We start from the raw sequence: 13,244 nt of genomic DNA on the forward strand, positions 1-13,244 counted from the left end.
CGAGAGGTCAGGCGTAACGAGCAGCCAGATTGTGCAGTGTGCTCGTGATGCCCTGCGCATTCTTCTGCGGCATCTTGAACAACTCGAGCATTTTCGGAACCTTGGCGGTGCCGTAGACGAAGCTCTCGGTGACAGTGGTCAGGCCCGGCTGCTTCTCCTCGAATTCCCAGCGCCAGCTGTGGCCCATCGGGTGCTGCCACTCGATGATCTTGTGTCGATCCGCATCCACGAATTCGGTCACGGTGCTGGTGATCTTGTACGGCACGCCGTACTGCTTCATGCCGACGGAGAATTTCGCGCCGCTGCTCAGCCTCTCGGGTCCACGGACGGTGTCCTTGACTGTGCCGGATCCGTCCAGCTCGCCGTGCCGGGTGGGATCGGCCACGATGTCGAACAGTTCGGCTGCCGGTGCCCGAACCTCGGTCTGTCTCGTGACCTGCTGGGGACCGCTGTCGATGGTTCTGATGTCTGCCATCTGCAGCGTCTACCCCGCAATGACCGTATCGACACCCGGCCACCGCGCAGAATGCGAATTGACGGGCGTAGTTCAATGAACACATGTCCTGGTCAGTGTGGCTCGCCTTCCTCGGCGCGAGCATCGTCATCAGTCTGTCTCCCGGAGCCGGAGCCATCGCGTCGATGTCCACAGGTCTGCGCTACGGCCTGCGCCGCGGCTACTGGAACATCTTCGGGCTGCAGATCGGCCTGCTGGTCCAGATCGGCATCGTCGCAGTCGGACTCGGTGCTGTCCTGGCCAATTCGGCCCTGGCCTTCACCGCGATCAAGTGGTTCGGTGTCGCCTATCTGGTCTACCTCGGCATTCGCCAGTGGCGGTCGGCTCCGTCCGAAGTAGCGGACGCCCCCGCGGTGGCGGATCGAGGCACGACGATGCTCGCGCGAGGATTTCTCGTCAACGCGAGCAACCCGAAAGCCGTCGTGTTCATGGTCGCTGTGCTGCCCCAGTTTCTCGACCCAGCGCGGCCGCTGATCACCCAGTATCTCGCCATCGCGGCGACCATGGTCGTCGTCGACATGCTGGTGATGACCGGTTACACCTCTCTGGCATCGCGAGTCCTCCGCATGATGCGGTCCCACCGTCAGCAGAAGACCATGAACCGCACGTTCGCCGGCCTGTTCTTTGCCGCCGCAACATTTCTGGCCACGGTACGAAGGGTGACCCCATGAGGAAATACCGCGTGATCATGAAGAATTCGCTCGGCGGAGATCCGATTCCGTTGGGGCTGTTCGACACTCTGCTCGAAGCCAACACCTGGATTCAGGACGTGGGTAAGTGGGACGAGCACGAACTCGGCACGTACTCGGTCGAAGTGGAGGTCGTCGAGTGAGTGGACGGTGTCCGTGTTCGAGCGGCGACACGTTCGATGCGTGTTGCGAGCCGTACCTGACGGGCCCCGTCGATGCACCGACGGCGGAGAAGCTGATGCGCTCGCGCTTCACCGCGTTTGCCGTCGGCGACGTCGCCTACCTGCGGACGTCCTGGCATCCCGACACCGCTCCGGCCGAGCTGGAGTTGGACCCCGACCAACGGTGGTATCGGCTCGACGTCCTCGCTGCCGACGCGGGCGGACTTTTCGACGAGACCGGCACCGTGCAGTTCGAGGCACGGTACAAGCATCCCGACGGTGCCGGCACGATGTCGGAGATCAGCCGTTTCGTCCGGGTCGACGGCCGGTGGCGCTACCTCGACGGAGTCGTCGCTCCCTAGAGGTTGCGTAGTTTCGTGGGCCGATTGCCCGCGGTGCGACGCGCTTCCTGCTTCTCCTTGATGCGCTCGGCATCCTTGCGAACCTGGATCTGAGTCCGACGCTCGCGTACCAGCCACTGCGGTGGGCTGGCGATCAGTTCCTCGATCTCCACACTGGTCAACGCTTCGGTGACTCCGCCGCGTGCCAATCCGGCGATGGACACGTCGAGCTTCTTCGCGATCACGTCGCGGGGGAAGGGTCCGTCGGTCTGCAAGTCGGTCAGCCACTGCGGCGGATCGCTGCGCAGGGCGTCCAGGTCGGATCTGCTGATCATCGAGTTCTGGAACTCTTCCGGCGCTGCGGGTAGATAGATGCCGAGCTTGTTCGCCGCGGTCAATGGCTTCATGGTCTGCTGTTTGTTCTCCGGGCTCACCGGACCAGCTTATCCGGCAATCGGCGGTCCCGACGCCACCGTCCCGCGCTTCGTGCACCGTCCCATAGGCTCGACTCCGTGAACATCGATGTGCAGACACTGCGCTGGTATGCGGCAGTGGCGCAACAACTGCATTTCGCCCGCGCTGCTCAGTCGCTCGGAATCTCCCGAATCCGCCTCAGCAAGACCGTGGTGGAACTCGAAGAGTTGCTCGGCGTCGACCTGTTCGTGCCGGGTGCCTCCCCCACCGAACTCACCGCCGACGGACGCGATTTGCTCGAACGCGCGTTGGTCGAGATCGCCGAGGACGATCGGCGTTCGGAGGTTGCACAGGTTGCTGCCGGCGAGCCGCGCAGTTTCACCATCGGATACGCCGAGGGCGTAACACTGACCAAGTGGACGCGAATCTGGGCCGATCGGTTTCCCGATGTCGCCTTGTCCGTCGTGGCCACGACTCCGGACACGCAGGTGTCTCATCTGCGTGATGGAACGGTCGACGTCGGCTTCGTCAGGCCGCCGATCGATCGTGAAGGTCTGAACGCCATCGGGCTGTACCAGGAAGTCCAGGTCGTGGTGGTGCCCAAAGACCATGCGGTCGCAGCATTCGACTCGGTCACAGCTCTCGACCTCGCCGACGAACACTTGCTCGCCGATCCGACCACGGTGCCCGAATGGGCTGCTGTTGCAACAGAACTGAGCACCGGCGATCGTCCCGCACTGCCACCGATGACCAGCACAGCGGAGACTTTCGAGTACGTGGCCGCCGGGCTGGGCGTGGCGATCGTCCCGCACTCGGTTGCGAGATTCAACGCTCGCAAAGATCTCGTGTACCGCCCGGTCACCGACGTCGAGCAGACACAGATCGCACTGGCCTGGGTGGCGGAGCGGGAAGACGACCGCATCGAAGAATTCATCGGCATCGTGCGGGGCCGGTCGACGCGAAGTTCACGCGGATCTTCGGACGACGCGCCCGTCAAGAAGAAGAAGGCGCAGCCCTCCAAACCGGCTCGACCGGTCGTCAAGACCAAAACGAACGCACGCCGCAGCGGGAAAAGACGCTAGACGGGCTTCGCCCTCGTGCGCGTTGTGTGCCCCCGGAGGTACGCACAACGCTCACGACTACGAGGGGCGCAGCCGCAGCCGATCGATGTCACGTCGATCACGCTTGGTCGGACGGCCCGTTCCGCGGTCACGCCGGGGAACCGACGCCAGAACCTCTTTCGGTGGCGGCGGCGGACTGCGATCGATCATGCACTCGGCTACCACTGACGCGCCGACGCGTTTGGTGATGGCACGTACGACGACGACGATCTTCTCCACGCCCTCCACGCGCAGCCGGATCTCGTCGTCCGGCCCGACCCGTTGGCCGGGCTTTGCGGGGGTGCCGTTGACGCGGACATGCCCACCGCGACAGGCTGCGGCAGCGGCAGACCGCGTCTTGAACAGTCGCACCGCCCAGATCCAGCTGTCCAGACGGGCACTCTGCAATTCCATCTTCGAACGTCTTCCTCGAATCGTGAGGCTCGGCTACATGTCCAGGCCGAGGTCGAGCACTGTCACCGAGTGTGTCAGACCGCCCACCGCCAGGAAGTCGACCCCCGTACGCGCGTAATCCCGAGCCACGTCGACGGTCAGTCCACCCGAGGATTCCAACTTGGTGTCCGGCGCGAACTTGTCGCGGCGCTGCACCGCCATCTGCGTCTGCCACAGCGCGAAGTTGTCCAGCAGAACGAGTTCGACGTTCTCGGCGAGCACCTCGTCGAGTTGTTCGAGACTGTCGACCTCTACCTCGCAGGCGATGTTCGGCGCAGCGGCACGCACGGCTCGCAGGGCCGCGACGACGGAGCCGGCCGCCGCGACGTGGTTGTCCTTGATCAGCGCGGCGTCACCGAGACCCATCCGATGGTTGACCCCGCCGCCCGCCCGTACCGCGTACTTCTGTAGCGATCGCAGTCCGGGCAACGTCTTTCGACTGTCTCGAATGCGACACTCGGTCTCTGCGACCTCGGCGACCCAGCCGGCCGTGGCGGTTGCGATACCCGACAGGTGACAGACGATATTGAGCATGGTGCGCTCGGCGGTGAGCAATCCACGGGTGGGAGCTTCGACCGTCAGAACAGCCTGTCCGGGTTCGACATTCGATCCGTCGGCGGTCCTGTGGCGGATCGAGTACGCGCCCGAACCGATCACCTCGTCGAGAACCAGCAGTCCGACATCGAGGCCCGCGAGGGTGCCGAACTGTCGAGACACCACCGACGCCGTGGCCACGGCGTCCTCGGGAACCGTTGCCATGGTGGTGATATCCGGCCCGTACCGGAGATCCTCGTCGAGCGCGGTGCGGATGAGTGCGAGAACCTCGTCGCGGTCGACTCCCGGGTTCACTTCGTCGGCAGTACCGGTCATGTCAGCTTGCTCCCGTCATCACGTCATCGTTCACGATCGTCAGTCGTCCGTTCTCGTCGCGTTCGACATACAGGCTCCGTCGGTACTCGGGCATGCTGTCCGGGAAATCCCGTCGGGTGTGACACCCTCGGCTCTCTCGGCGGTGGGCCGCAGCCAGCACGATCACGTCTGCCGCTGCCGTCAGGGCGGCATCCTCGACCGCGACGCCGTCGACCGGCGGTTCCGACACCACGCCGTGTGCCAGCACGTTCTGTGCGTCCGCAAGACCGGACGCATCGCGGACGACACCGACGTGCGTGGTCATGGTTCGCTGCAGTACCGCGCGATCGATCCGCCGGTACACAGGCAGTGCGGTATCGGACACCGCGACCGTGGTTCCGACCCGCTCCGCGGCGACGAGCGCAGCGCGTTCGCCGACCACCAGACCCTCGAGCAGACTGTTCGACGCCAGCCGGTTGGCACCGTGCAGCCCGGTGCGCGCCACCTCACCCGCAGCGAGCAATCCCGAGACGGACGTCCGTCCGAACGTGTCGGTCACGACTCCCCCGCACGAGTAGTGCGCGGCGGGTGCCACGGGGATGAGATCCGTTGCGGGATCGATGCCGGCGTCCAGGCACGATGCCGTCACGGTCGGGAAACGCTCACGCACGTGCTCCACGCGACGGGCGTCCAGCAACACGTGGTCGTCGCCGCTGCGGTACAGCAACTCGGCGATGGCACGCGAGACCACGTCGCGTGGTGCGAGGTCGCCCATGGGGTGAGCACCGTCCATGAATGCGCGGCCGGTGGCATCGACCAAGCGGGCACCCTCTCCGCGCACCGCTTCGCTGATCAACGGGCGACGGCCCGTCGACCCTGCGGCGAACAGCACGGTCGGGTGGAACTGAACGAACTCCAGATCCGCGATCCGTGCGCCCGCATCGAGGGCCAGTGCAATGCCGTCGGCCGTGGCACCGGCCGGGTTGGTACTGCACGAGAACAGTTGTCCCAGGCCGCCTGTCGCGAGCAACACCGTCGGAGTGCGAACGACGCCGACACCGCGAGGCCCGCGCACGAGGAGTCCCGCCACCGCGCCGTCGGTGGTCAGTACACGCAGCGCCGTGGTGTCGAATTCCACCGATGGCACTGCGGAGTCCAGTGTGCGTTGTACCTCCGCTCCGGTGGCATCGCCGCCGGAATGGATGATTCGGCGCACACTGTGGCCACCCTCTCGGGTGCGGGAAACCGAACCGTCGGGCGCACGATCGAAATGTGCGCCGGCGACTTCGAGCGACGCGATCGCCGCACGGCCGCCGGACACGATGGAACGCACCGCATCCTCGTCGCACAGGCCCGCGCCTGCTGCGCAGGTATCCGACACGTGCGCATCGATCGAGTCGCCGAGATCGGTGCCGACGACTGCGATTCCGCCCTGCGCATACTTGGTCGCGGTGTCGACCGAACTGCCCTTGCTGACCGTCAGCACGCGCAGACCGCGAGCGACGGCCGTGCGAGCCGCGGTCAGTCCGGCGATTCCGCCGCCGACGACGACGAGGTCGGCCGCGGTTTCCCAGGCGACCGACGGGTTCACTCGCCGCCGCCGGGTGTGCCGATCTCGATCATGCGTTGCACCGACTTGCTGGCGATGTTCGCCGTTTCGAGGTCGACGTGGACCTCGTCGCGCCCTTCGACGAGGCAGCGCAACAGCGCGGCGGGCGTGATCATCTTCATGTATCCGCACGACGCGCGGTCGTTGACGGCCAAGAAGTCGACATCGGGTGCAGCCCTGCGGAGTTGATGCAGCATCCCGATCTCGGTGGCGACCAGAACCTGCTTGGATTCGGTGGCGCGGGCCGCGTCGAGCATGCCGCCGGTGGAAAGGATCTTGACCTTGTCGGCGGGCACGAATCCTTCGCCGGCGAGGTAGAGAGCCGAGGTGGCGCAACCGCATTCGGGATGCACGTATAGCTCTGCATCGGGGTGGGTTCGAGACTTCTCGGCGAGCTCGTCGCCGTTGATGCCTGCGTGGACGTGGCATTCACCGGCCCAGATGTGCAGATTCTCGCGCCCGGTCACGCGCTTGACATGAGCCCCGAGGAACTGGTCGGGCAGGAAGAGGATGTCGCGACTCGGATCGATCGATTGCACGACCTCGACCGCGTTGGACGAGGTGCAGCAGATATCGGTGAGCGCCTTGATCTCAGCGGTCGTGTTGACGTAGGAGACGACGACGGCATCCGGGAAGTCTGCTTTCCACTCGCGCAACTGCTCGGCAGTGATCGAGTCGGCGAGCGAGCAACCCGCACGCTGGTCCGGGATCAGGATCGTCTTCTGCGGGCTCAGGATCTTGGCAGTCTCGGCCATGAAGTGCACGCCGCAGAACACGATGGTGTCCTCGGATACTTCGGCGGCCATGCGCGAGAGCGCGAGCGAATCACCCACGTGATCGGCAACGTCCTGAATCGCAGGCAGCTGGTAGTTGTGCGCCAGCAGGGTCGCGCCTCGCAGATCGGCGAGCCGTCGCACTTCCGCGGCCCATTCAGCCGACGCGTCGACTCCCCCGTAACCACCGGCTCCATCGACGATGTCGCGGACTCCGGCGAAAGCCGAGTCCAGGAAGTTCACCTGGGTAGCGCTGCTGGTCATGACGGTTCTCCTTCACCGATCATCCGGTCGTCGGTGACCGAATTTCCTCCGAGGGAGTTTTCGACTTATGATCGAAAACATGATTCATCGTAGCACCGTCCACGAAGTACTCATTGCGGTGTTCCAAGTTCGGGTCTTTTCCGACCCCGACACCCCTGAACTGGCGGTCCTGTTGTGGCAGCGTGCACTCGACCCCGAGGCGGGCACCTGGTCACTCCCCGGGGGCACCCTGCGCGACGACGAGAACCTGGCCACGTCCGCGCGGAGACAGCTCGCCGAGAAGGTCGACGTACGCAAGGTGGCACACCTCGAGCAGCTGTCCATCTTCAGCGAGCCCGACAGAGTGCCGGGAGATCGCCGAATCGCGTCGACGTTCCTGGGCCTCGTACCGATCGCGGCCGAGCCGACCCTGCCCGCGGATACGACCTGGTACCCGGTGTCGGAGCTGCCCGCCATGTCGTTCGATCACGGAACGGTCGTCGAGCACGCACGGCATCGACTGGTCGCCAAACTGTCGTACACCAACATCGGATTCGCCCTCGCTCCTGCAGAATTCGCGATTTCGACGCTTCGCGAAATCTACGGCGCAGCCCTCGGCTATCAGGTCGACGCCACCAATCTGCAACGGGTACTGAGCCGCCGCGGCGTCATCGAACCCACCGGACGGCGTGCACCGTCGGGTCGAGCGGGTGGACGGCCTCCAGCATTGTTCCGGTTCGCCGACAACAGCATTCGCGTCACCGACGAGTTCGCGGCATTGCGGCCACCACAGGCATGAACGAGATCCGCCGTCAGTCGGGTACCCGCGAGTCGAACGACGGCGGCGGCGGAGCGACGTCGAATTCGATCTCGTCGAGCTCGGGATCGGAATCGGGGTGCTGCAGATCGTCGTTGGGATTCATCGCCGCGAGCAGCAGTATCACCAACGACGCCGTCAGCGCCTGCACGATCAGTGCCGTTGGCGTGTCGATACTCGGTGCAACCCGGACGATCAATCCGACGGCCGGCTCGTCCGCCCTCGGGAATCGCAGCGCCGCAACGCCGTTGCCCACCAGCACTGCTGCGATCGAGCCGACGAACGACCCGACGAACACGGCCACGAACAGCCGTGGACCCCGCTGGGAAATCCACAGCCACCACCCGATCGGCACGAGAATGCCGAGAGCGAACGAGACGAGGACGAACAGGGCGAGAGCGTCGAATCGATGCAGACTCTCCCCGGTCAGTGTTGCTCCTCTGTCCTGCGCGACGACGAGCAACTGCTGGCTCGGTGCCAGGAATCCCCACAGCAGACCGCCGACGGCGGACAGCGCGATCGTCACACCGCCGACCAGAGCCACAAAGCGAAGCGTTCGACGCCGCTCCGGAGTCTCGACGGCAGACGAGGTCGTCACCTAACGCCTACCCGTCGCGGCGGAATCGATCAGGCCGTGCCGCGAGCACACCGACGTCCATCCGTCGGGCACGATCTGCACCACCATCCTGCGACCGCACCGGTCGCAGTACCTCGGCGGCTCCAGCCCGAGACCGACGGCAACCGAGAACGACGGTGCCCCCGCATCCGTACCGACCTCGACAGGCCGACCGGTGTGCGGGTCGTACCGGCTCTCGCTCGTCATTCGACCCACCTTAATACGCGCATCAGATCGTCGAGTTCAACGCTTTGATCGGCATCTGCAGTTCCCCGAGAAGATCGAGATCCTCCTCGGCGGGACGACCGAGCGTCGTCAAGTAGTTTCCGACGATGATCGCGTTGATGCCGCCCAGAATTCCCTGCTGAGCTCCGAGATCACCGAGAGTGATCTCGCGGCCGCCCGCGAATCGAAGAATCGTCCGCGGCAGGGCCAGCCGGAAGGCGGCAACGGCTCGCAACGCATCCGATGCAGGCAGCACGTCCAGATCCCCGAACGGCGTTCCGGGACGTGGGTTCAAGAAATTCAGGGGAACCTCGTCGGGTTCGAGAGCGCCGAGATCGGCTGCGAACTCGGCTCGCTGCTCCAGCGTCTCGCCCATACCGAGGATGCCTCCGCAACAGACCTCCATGCCGGCCTCGCGGACCATCCGCAGTGTGTTCCAGCGTTCCTCCCAGGTATGGGTGGTGACCACGTTCGGAAAGTAGGACCGCGAGGTCTCGAGGTTGTGGTTGTAGCGGTGCACACCCATTGCGGCGAGTTGGTCGACCTGATCCTGGTCGAGCATGCCCAGCGAACAAGCGATGTCGATGTCGACCTCGCCGCGAATGGCCTCGATTCCCGCGGCGACCTGCGCGAGCAGTCGAGCGTCCGGACCCCGCACTGCGGCCACGATGCAGAACTCCGTGGCTCCGGTCTTCGCGGTCTGTTTCGCCGCCTCGACCAACGACGGAATATCGAGCCAGGCCGCCCGCACCGGAGAGGCGAACAGGCCCGACTGCGAGCAGAAGTGGCAGTCCTCGGGGCAGCCTCCGGTCTTGAGGCTGACGATCCCCTCGACCTCCACTTCCGGTCCGCACCATCGCATCCGAACCTCGTGCGCCAGTTGCATCGTCTCTTCGAGACGATGCTCTCCGAGCTCGAGTACCTCGAGCACCTGGGATCGATCGAGCGCAATGCCGTTGTCGAGCACCTGCAGGCGCGCCGTACGCAATATGTCCATACCGGTCCCCTCGTCGTCGAACGGTCTCGGAATTGAACACCGTTCAAGTTGAACGGCGTTCACGTTAGGCACCGCACTCGGCTACTGTCAAAGCGAAACACCGCGTCGAACGGCAGGGGTAGGAAGTGCAGCTACGCAGGCAGGACGTCCTGGACGGTGCAATAGCCATTCTCGACGAGTACGGCCTCGCGGATCTGACCATGCGCCGCCTGGCGACCTCACTGCACGTCCAACCCGGAGCGCTGTACTGGCACTTCCCCAACAAGCAGACGCTGCTGGGGGCGATCGCAGATCACATACTGTCCGGTGCCGACGCACCGTCGACGGAAGAACTGTGGGACGCGCAGATCTCGCAGATCGCACATCGACTTCGCGACGCGCTGCTCTCCCGGCGCGACGGAGCCGAACTGGTCGCCTCGACCTACGCCTCGCGGCTCACCACCAACCGCATCCGTGAACGCATCGCCGCGGTCTGCATTCGTGCCGGGTTGCCCAGAGTCGACGCCGAACTGACCGCCGATACGTTGCTGTACTACGTGCTCGGCCATACCGTGGACGAACAGGCTCGGCTCCAGATGGACTCGGCCGGGGCGCTGACCGCCGACGCGTCCCCGATGTTCGAGCGCCCCGATCCCACCAGCAAATTCGACTTCGGTCTCCGGCTCTTTCTGGACGGCGTGCGCCACGCCGCGTCCGAACCACGCTCCGTCAGGATTCGGTGAACACGATTCGGTCGCGTCCGTTGTCCAGAGTCATCGTGTCGTCTTCTCTGGACCATTTCGGCTTCGAGGACAGAAACTCCGACAGCCACCGATCCTGCTCCATGAGCTCGGCCGGGCACCCCATCCGCGTGGCACCCAGGGAATCGACGGTGAGCGTCCCCAGCGAAGTGTCGACGGTGCCGAACAACCTGTTGCATCCGGCTTCGGCCGAGATGCGGTCGTCGGCGAACTCGAGCCGGATCGTCGTACCCGAGACCGGGGTGTAGGAACCGTCGGCATCGACGGAGGTGTAATTTTTGTCTGCCGGGAATTCCCCGTACGAATCGGTGCAGCCCGAGGTCAACACGCTCATGCCACAGGCGAGAGCGAGCAGTGCCCGGCGCGCGTCAGCCACCGAAGATCGGCCCCAGACCGGCCGCACCGGCATTTCCGCGGGAGGCAAACGGGTTGTCGTGCACCATGTACGTCCACGTCGACGTCGGTCGGCGCATACCGGCATTGTCGAGATCGATTCCGTCGGAGGTGATCTCGGCCGACTCGAATGTCGCGTGGGACAGATCCATGGCCTTGGCGGAGACAGTCTTGAAGGCCTCGACCGCAATTCGGTGGTACTCGTCGAGTGGATTCTCGCGACCCAGCGCACGGAGGTGGATGCTCTCGCGCACGTCGGCCAGGTGCGCTAGGTAGTCCGACCACGCGCGGTCGAGGTGGTGAAGAACGATTCGGCGGGCGACCACCACGAGGGTCTCCTCCGACACGTTCTCGCGAAGTTCCTTCGATCGCGTCGGCGACTGCTCCTCGAGCAGAGCCAACGCCTCTCCGGTGTCCAGCAACGCTGCCCTACGACGGTCCAGAATCTCCCGATGCTGCGCCGTCAGTTGGTTGTAGCGCCAGGTACGCGAGTGTATTTCGAGCATCTGTCCTTCGGCGATGCGCTGGGCATGATCGACTCGATCGGCTGCGGCGGCAGAGGTGAACAGGCCGCTGTCGTCGATGCCTTTCGGTGCGTCCTTGTCACCGATGTTGTTCTTGACGACGTCGTCCTCCCAACTGCCGAAGAACACCGAACGGCCCGGGTCGCCCTGCCTGCCCGCACGTCCTCGCAATTGATTGTCGAGCCGCTCGGTGGTGTGGCGGCCGGTGCCGACGACGAACAGCCCACCCAACTCGGCGATGCGGTCGCGGTCGGTCCCCTCCGGTCCCCCGAGCTTGATGTCGGTTCCGCGCCCGGCGATCTGCGTCGAGACGGTGACCGCGCCGTGCACTCCGGCGGCAGCGATGACCGCGGCCTCCTCGGCGTCGTTCTTGGCGTTGAGTAAGACGGCGTCCACACCGGATTCCGCGAGGATCGCCGCCAGCGTCTCCGACTCCGCGACATCGTGCGTGCCGACGAGTATCGGTTGCCCGGTCTCGTGAATTTCCTTGACCTGCTGCGCAATTGCGGCATTCTTGTGCTCGACCGTGTCGTACACCCGGTCGACCTCGTCGACCCGCACCGTCGGTACGTTCGGCTCGATGACCGAGACGCCGAGACCGTAGAACGTACGCAGCTGCTCCCCCGCCGCCATTGCCGTGCCGGTCATTCCACATACGGTGGCATACCGGTTGATCAGCGCCTGAACCGTGATCGTGTCGAGAATTTCACCGGTCTCGGTGGGCTCGAGCCCCTCCTTGATCTCCACGGCCGCCTGTAACCCGTCCGGCCAACGCTGCAGGTCCGCCACTCGGCCACGGGAAGCGTTGATCAGCTGAACACGCCCCTCACGCACGATGTAGTCGACATCGCGTTGCACCAGCACCTGAGCGTGCAGCGCGACATTGACCGCAACGAGAGTCGATCCGACGTGCTGTTCGGAGTAGAGATCGATTCCGCCGAGTTCTTTCTCGAGCCGAAGCGCGCCCTCGTCCGTGAGGAACACATTGCGTCCTTCGGCATCGGTGTCGAAGTCGATCCCCTTGTCCAACAGGCGGACTGCGTCCATCACCGTCGAGGTCGACACGTCACCCGAGACCGAGCCGGCCAACACCAACGGCACCAACGCTTCGTCGACCAACACCGAGTCGGCCTCGTCGATCAGTGCGACATCCGGGACGGGCGACACCAGATCGGCACGATCGTCGACCAAATGGTCACGGAGAACATCGAATCCGACCTCGTTGACCGACGCGTACGTGATATCGCACGCGTAGGAATCACGACGTTCCTGCGCCGAGGACGACTCGGCGATGGAACCGACGGTGATACCCAGAGCCTCGAACAGCGGAGCCATCCACCGCGCATCGCGTTGTGCGAGAAAGTCGTTGACCGAGATGACGTGAACCCTGCGACCGGACAGGACATATCCCACCGCAGCCACGGCCCCGGACAACGTCTTTCCTTCGCCGGTCGCCATTTCCACCACGTCACCGGCGAGAAGTCGCTCGGCTCCCAGAAGTTGTACGTCGAACGGTCGCATGCCGAGCGTGCGGTCGCTCGCCTCACGCGTCAACGCCAGGTACCGCGGAACGTCGAGTTTCGACGCGCTCGGGGCCCGCAACGCAGCGGCCTCGGTGGTCAATTCGGCGTCCGACAAGCCCGAAGCCCAGCTCGCATGGTCTCCGGCCTGCTCGACGCGCCGACGCGACGCGCTCTGCGCCTTCTGCGCAGAGCGGCCGAGTACACGCCAGAATCGGTCGGAGCCCACAGCCATCTGTCATCCCTACTCGAGAAAGTACGTGATC

17 protein-coding genes are annotated in these 13,244 nt (G+C 64.9%); 6 read left to right on the top strand and 11 right to left on the bottom strand.

Annotated elements, in window-relative coordinates; all coding sequences use genetic code 11:
* Window positions 1-7 precede the first annotated feature (7 nt).
* Window positions 8-475 carry an SRPBCC family protein gene (locus tag CH285_RS15660; protein ID WP_027497296.1) on the bottom strand — a complete coding sequence of 156 codons (468 nt, stop codon included), beginning with the start codon at window positions 473-475 and terminating at the stop codon, window positions 8-10.
* An 83-nt stretch (window positions 476-558) separates the two neighbouring features.
* On the opposite strand from CH285_RS15660, the gene rhtB reads away from it, so the two are divergent.
* Genes rhtB through CH285_RS15670 form a run of 3 tightly spaced genes read left to right on the top strand, consistent with a single transcriptional unit; the run spans window position 559 to window position 1,726 of the window.
* Window positions 559-1,185, top strand: a complete 627-nt coding sequence (gene rhtB, locus CH285_RS15665; RefSeq protein WP_027497297.1) for a homoserine/homoserine lactone efflux protein — start codon at window positions 559-561, stop codon at window positions 1,183-1,185.
* Window positions 1,182-1,346, top strand: coding sequence for a hypothetical protein (locus CH285_RS27980; protein WP_176458477.1), 165 nt, complete (start codon window positions 1,182-1,184; stop codon window positions 1,344-1,346). The genes rhtB and CH285_RS27980 overlap by 4 nt, the downstream gene beginning before the upstream one ends.
* Window positions 1,343-1,726, top strand: coding sequence for a YchJ family protein (locus CH285_RS15670; protein WP_094644247.1), 384 nt, complete (start codon window positions 1,343-1,345; stop codon window positions 1,724-1,726). The genes CH285_RS27980 and CH285_RS15670 overlap by 4 nt, the downstream gene beginning before the upstream one ends.
* On the opposite strand, the gene CH285_RS15675 is transcribed toward CH285_RS15670, so the two are convergent.
* The gene (locus CH285_RS15675; protein ID WP_027497299.1) at window positions 1,723-2,139 is read right to left on the bottom strand and encodes a DUF5997 family protein; all 417 of its coding nucleotides are present in this window, start codon (window positions 2,137-2,139) and stop codon (window positions 1,723-1,725) included. The two genes, CH285_RS15670 and CH285_RS15675, sit on opposite strands and share 4 nt — an antisense overlap.
* A 78-nt stretch (window positions 2,140-2,217) precedes the next feature.
* Here CH285_RS15675 and CH285_RS15680 point away from each other — a divergent pair, with 78 nt between their 5' ends.
* Window positions 2,218-3,201: a LysR family transcriptional regulator gene (locus CH285_RS15680; RefSeq protein ID WP_032370322.1), complete on the top strand. Its 984-nt coding sequence runs from the start codon at window positions 2,218-2,220 to the stop codon at window positions 3,199-3,201.
* Window positions 3,202-3,258: 57 nt separating this feature from the next.
* On the opposite strand, the gene CH285_RS15685 is transcribed toward CH285_RS15680, so the two are convergent.
* Genes CH285_RS15685 through nadA form a run of 4 tightly spaced genes read right to left on the bottom strand, consistent with a single transcriptional unit; the run spans window position 3,259 to window position 7,167 of the window.
* Window positions 3,259-3,633, bottom strand: coding sequence for an RNA-binding S4 domain-containing protein (locus tag CH285_RS15685; protein ID WP_032368080.1), 375 nt, complete (start codon window positions 3,631-3,633; stop codon window positions 3,259-3,261).
* Between the two features lie 33 nt (window positions 3,634-3,666).
* Window positions 3,667-4,542 (bottom strand): carboxylating nicotinate-nucleotide diphosphorylase, encoded by an 876-nt coding sequence (gene nadC, locus CH285_RS15690; protein WP_032368081.1) that lies wholly within the window; start codon window positions 4,540-4,542, stop codon window positions 3,667-3,669.
* Between the two features lies 1 nt (window position 4,543).
* The gene (locus tag CH285_RS15695) at window positions 4,544-6,112 is read right to left on the bottom strand and encodes an L-aspartate oxidase (protein ID WP_094644248.1); all 1,569 of its coding nucleotides are present in this window, start codon (window positions 6,110-6,112) and stop codon (window positions 4,544-4,546) included.
* Complete coding sequence (gene nadA / locus CH285_RS15700; RefSeq protein ID WP_048318691.1) at window positions 6,109-7,167, bottom strand: quinolinate synthase NadA; 1,059 nt, start codon at window positions 7,165-7,167, stop codon at window positions 6,109-6,111. The genes CH285_RS15695 and nadA overlap by 4 nt, the downstream gene beginning before the upstream one ends.
* Before the next feature lie 79 nt (window positions 7,168-7,246).
* Between nadA and CH285_RS15705 the strand changes: the two genes are divergently transcribed.
* The gene (locus tag CH285_RS15705; protein ID WP_032406822.1) at window positions 7,247-7,945 is read left to right on the top strand and encodes an NUDIX hydrolase; all 699 of its coding nucleotides are present in this window, start codon (window positions 7,247-7,249) and stop codon (window positions 7,943-7,945) included.
* A gap of 13 nt (window positions 7,946-7,958) precedes the next feature.
* Here CH285_RS15705 and CH285_RS15710 read toward each other — a convergent pair whose 3' ends face one another.
* Genes CH285_RS15710 through bioB form a run of 3 tightly spaced genes read right to left on the bottom strand, consistent with a single transcriptional unit; the run spans window position 7,959 to window position 9,801 of the window.
* Window positions 7,959-8,561, bottom strand: a complete 603-nt coding sequence (locus CH285_RS15710; protein ID WP_094644249.1) for a DUF2567 domain-containing protein — start codon at window positions 8,559-8,561, stop codon at window positions 7,959-7,961.
* Window positions 8,562-8,786 carry a biotin synthase auxiliary protein BsaP gene (gene bsaP, locus CH285_RS15715; protein WP_032382834.1) on the bottom strand — a complete coding sequence of 75 codons (225 nt, stop codon included), beginning with the start codon at window positions 8,784-8,786 and terminating at the stop codon, window positions 8,562-8,564.
* Window positions 8,787-8,808: 22 nt separating this feature from the next.
* On the bottom strand, window positions 8,809-9,801 hold the full coding sequence (gene bioB / locus CH285_RS15720; RefSeq protein ID WP_094644250.1) for a biotin synthase BioB: 993 nt from the start codon (window positions 9,799-9,801) through the stop codon (window positions 8,809-8,811).
* Window positions 9,802-9,926: 125 nt separating this feature from the next.
* Between bioB and CH285_RS15725 the strand changes: the two genes are divergently transcribed.
* Complete coding sequence (locus CH285_RS15725; protein WP_027497309.1) at window positions 9,927-10,523, top strand: TetR/AcrR family transcriptional regulator C-terminal domain-containing protein; 597 nt, start codon at window positions 9,927-9,929, stop codon at window positions 10,521-10,523.
* Here CH285_RS15725 and CH285_RS15730 read toward each other — a convergent pair.
* Complete coding sequence (locus CH285_RS15730) at window positions 10,510-10,917, bottom strand: META domain-containing protein (RefSeq protein WP_176458478.1); 408 nt, start codon at window positions 10,915-10,917, stop codon at window positions 10,510-10,512. The two genes, CH285_RS15725 and CH285_RS15730, sit on opposite strands and share 14 nt — an antisense overlap.
* The gene (gene secA2 / locus CH285_RS15735) at window positions 10,910-13,213 is read right to left on the bottom strand and encodes an accessory Sec system translocase SecA2 (RefSeq protein WP_094644252.1); all 2,304 of its coding nucleotides are present in this window, start codon (window positions 13,211-13,213) and stop codon (window positions 10,910-10,912) included. The genes CH285_RS15730 and secA2 overlap by 8 nt, the downstream gene beginning before the upstream one ends.
* Window positions 13,214-13,244 lie beyond the last annotated feature (31 nt).

The organism is Rhodococcus sp. 05-2256-B1, assembly GCF_002258465.1.
Taxonomy (GTDB): domain Bacteria; phylum Actinomycetota; class Actinomycetes; order Mycobacteriales; family Mycobacteriaceae; genus Rhodococcoides; species Rhodococcoides fascians.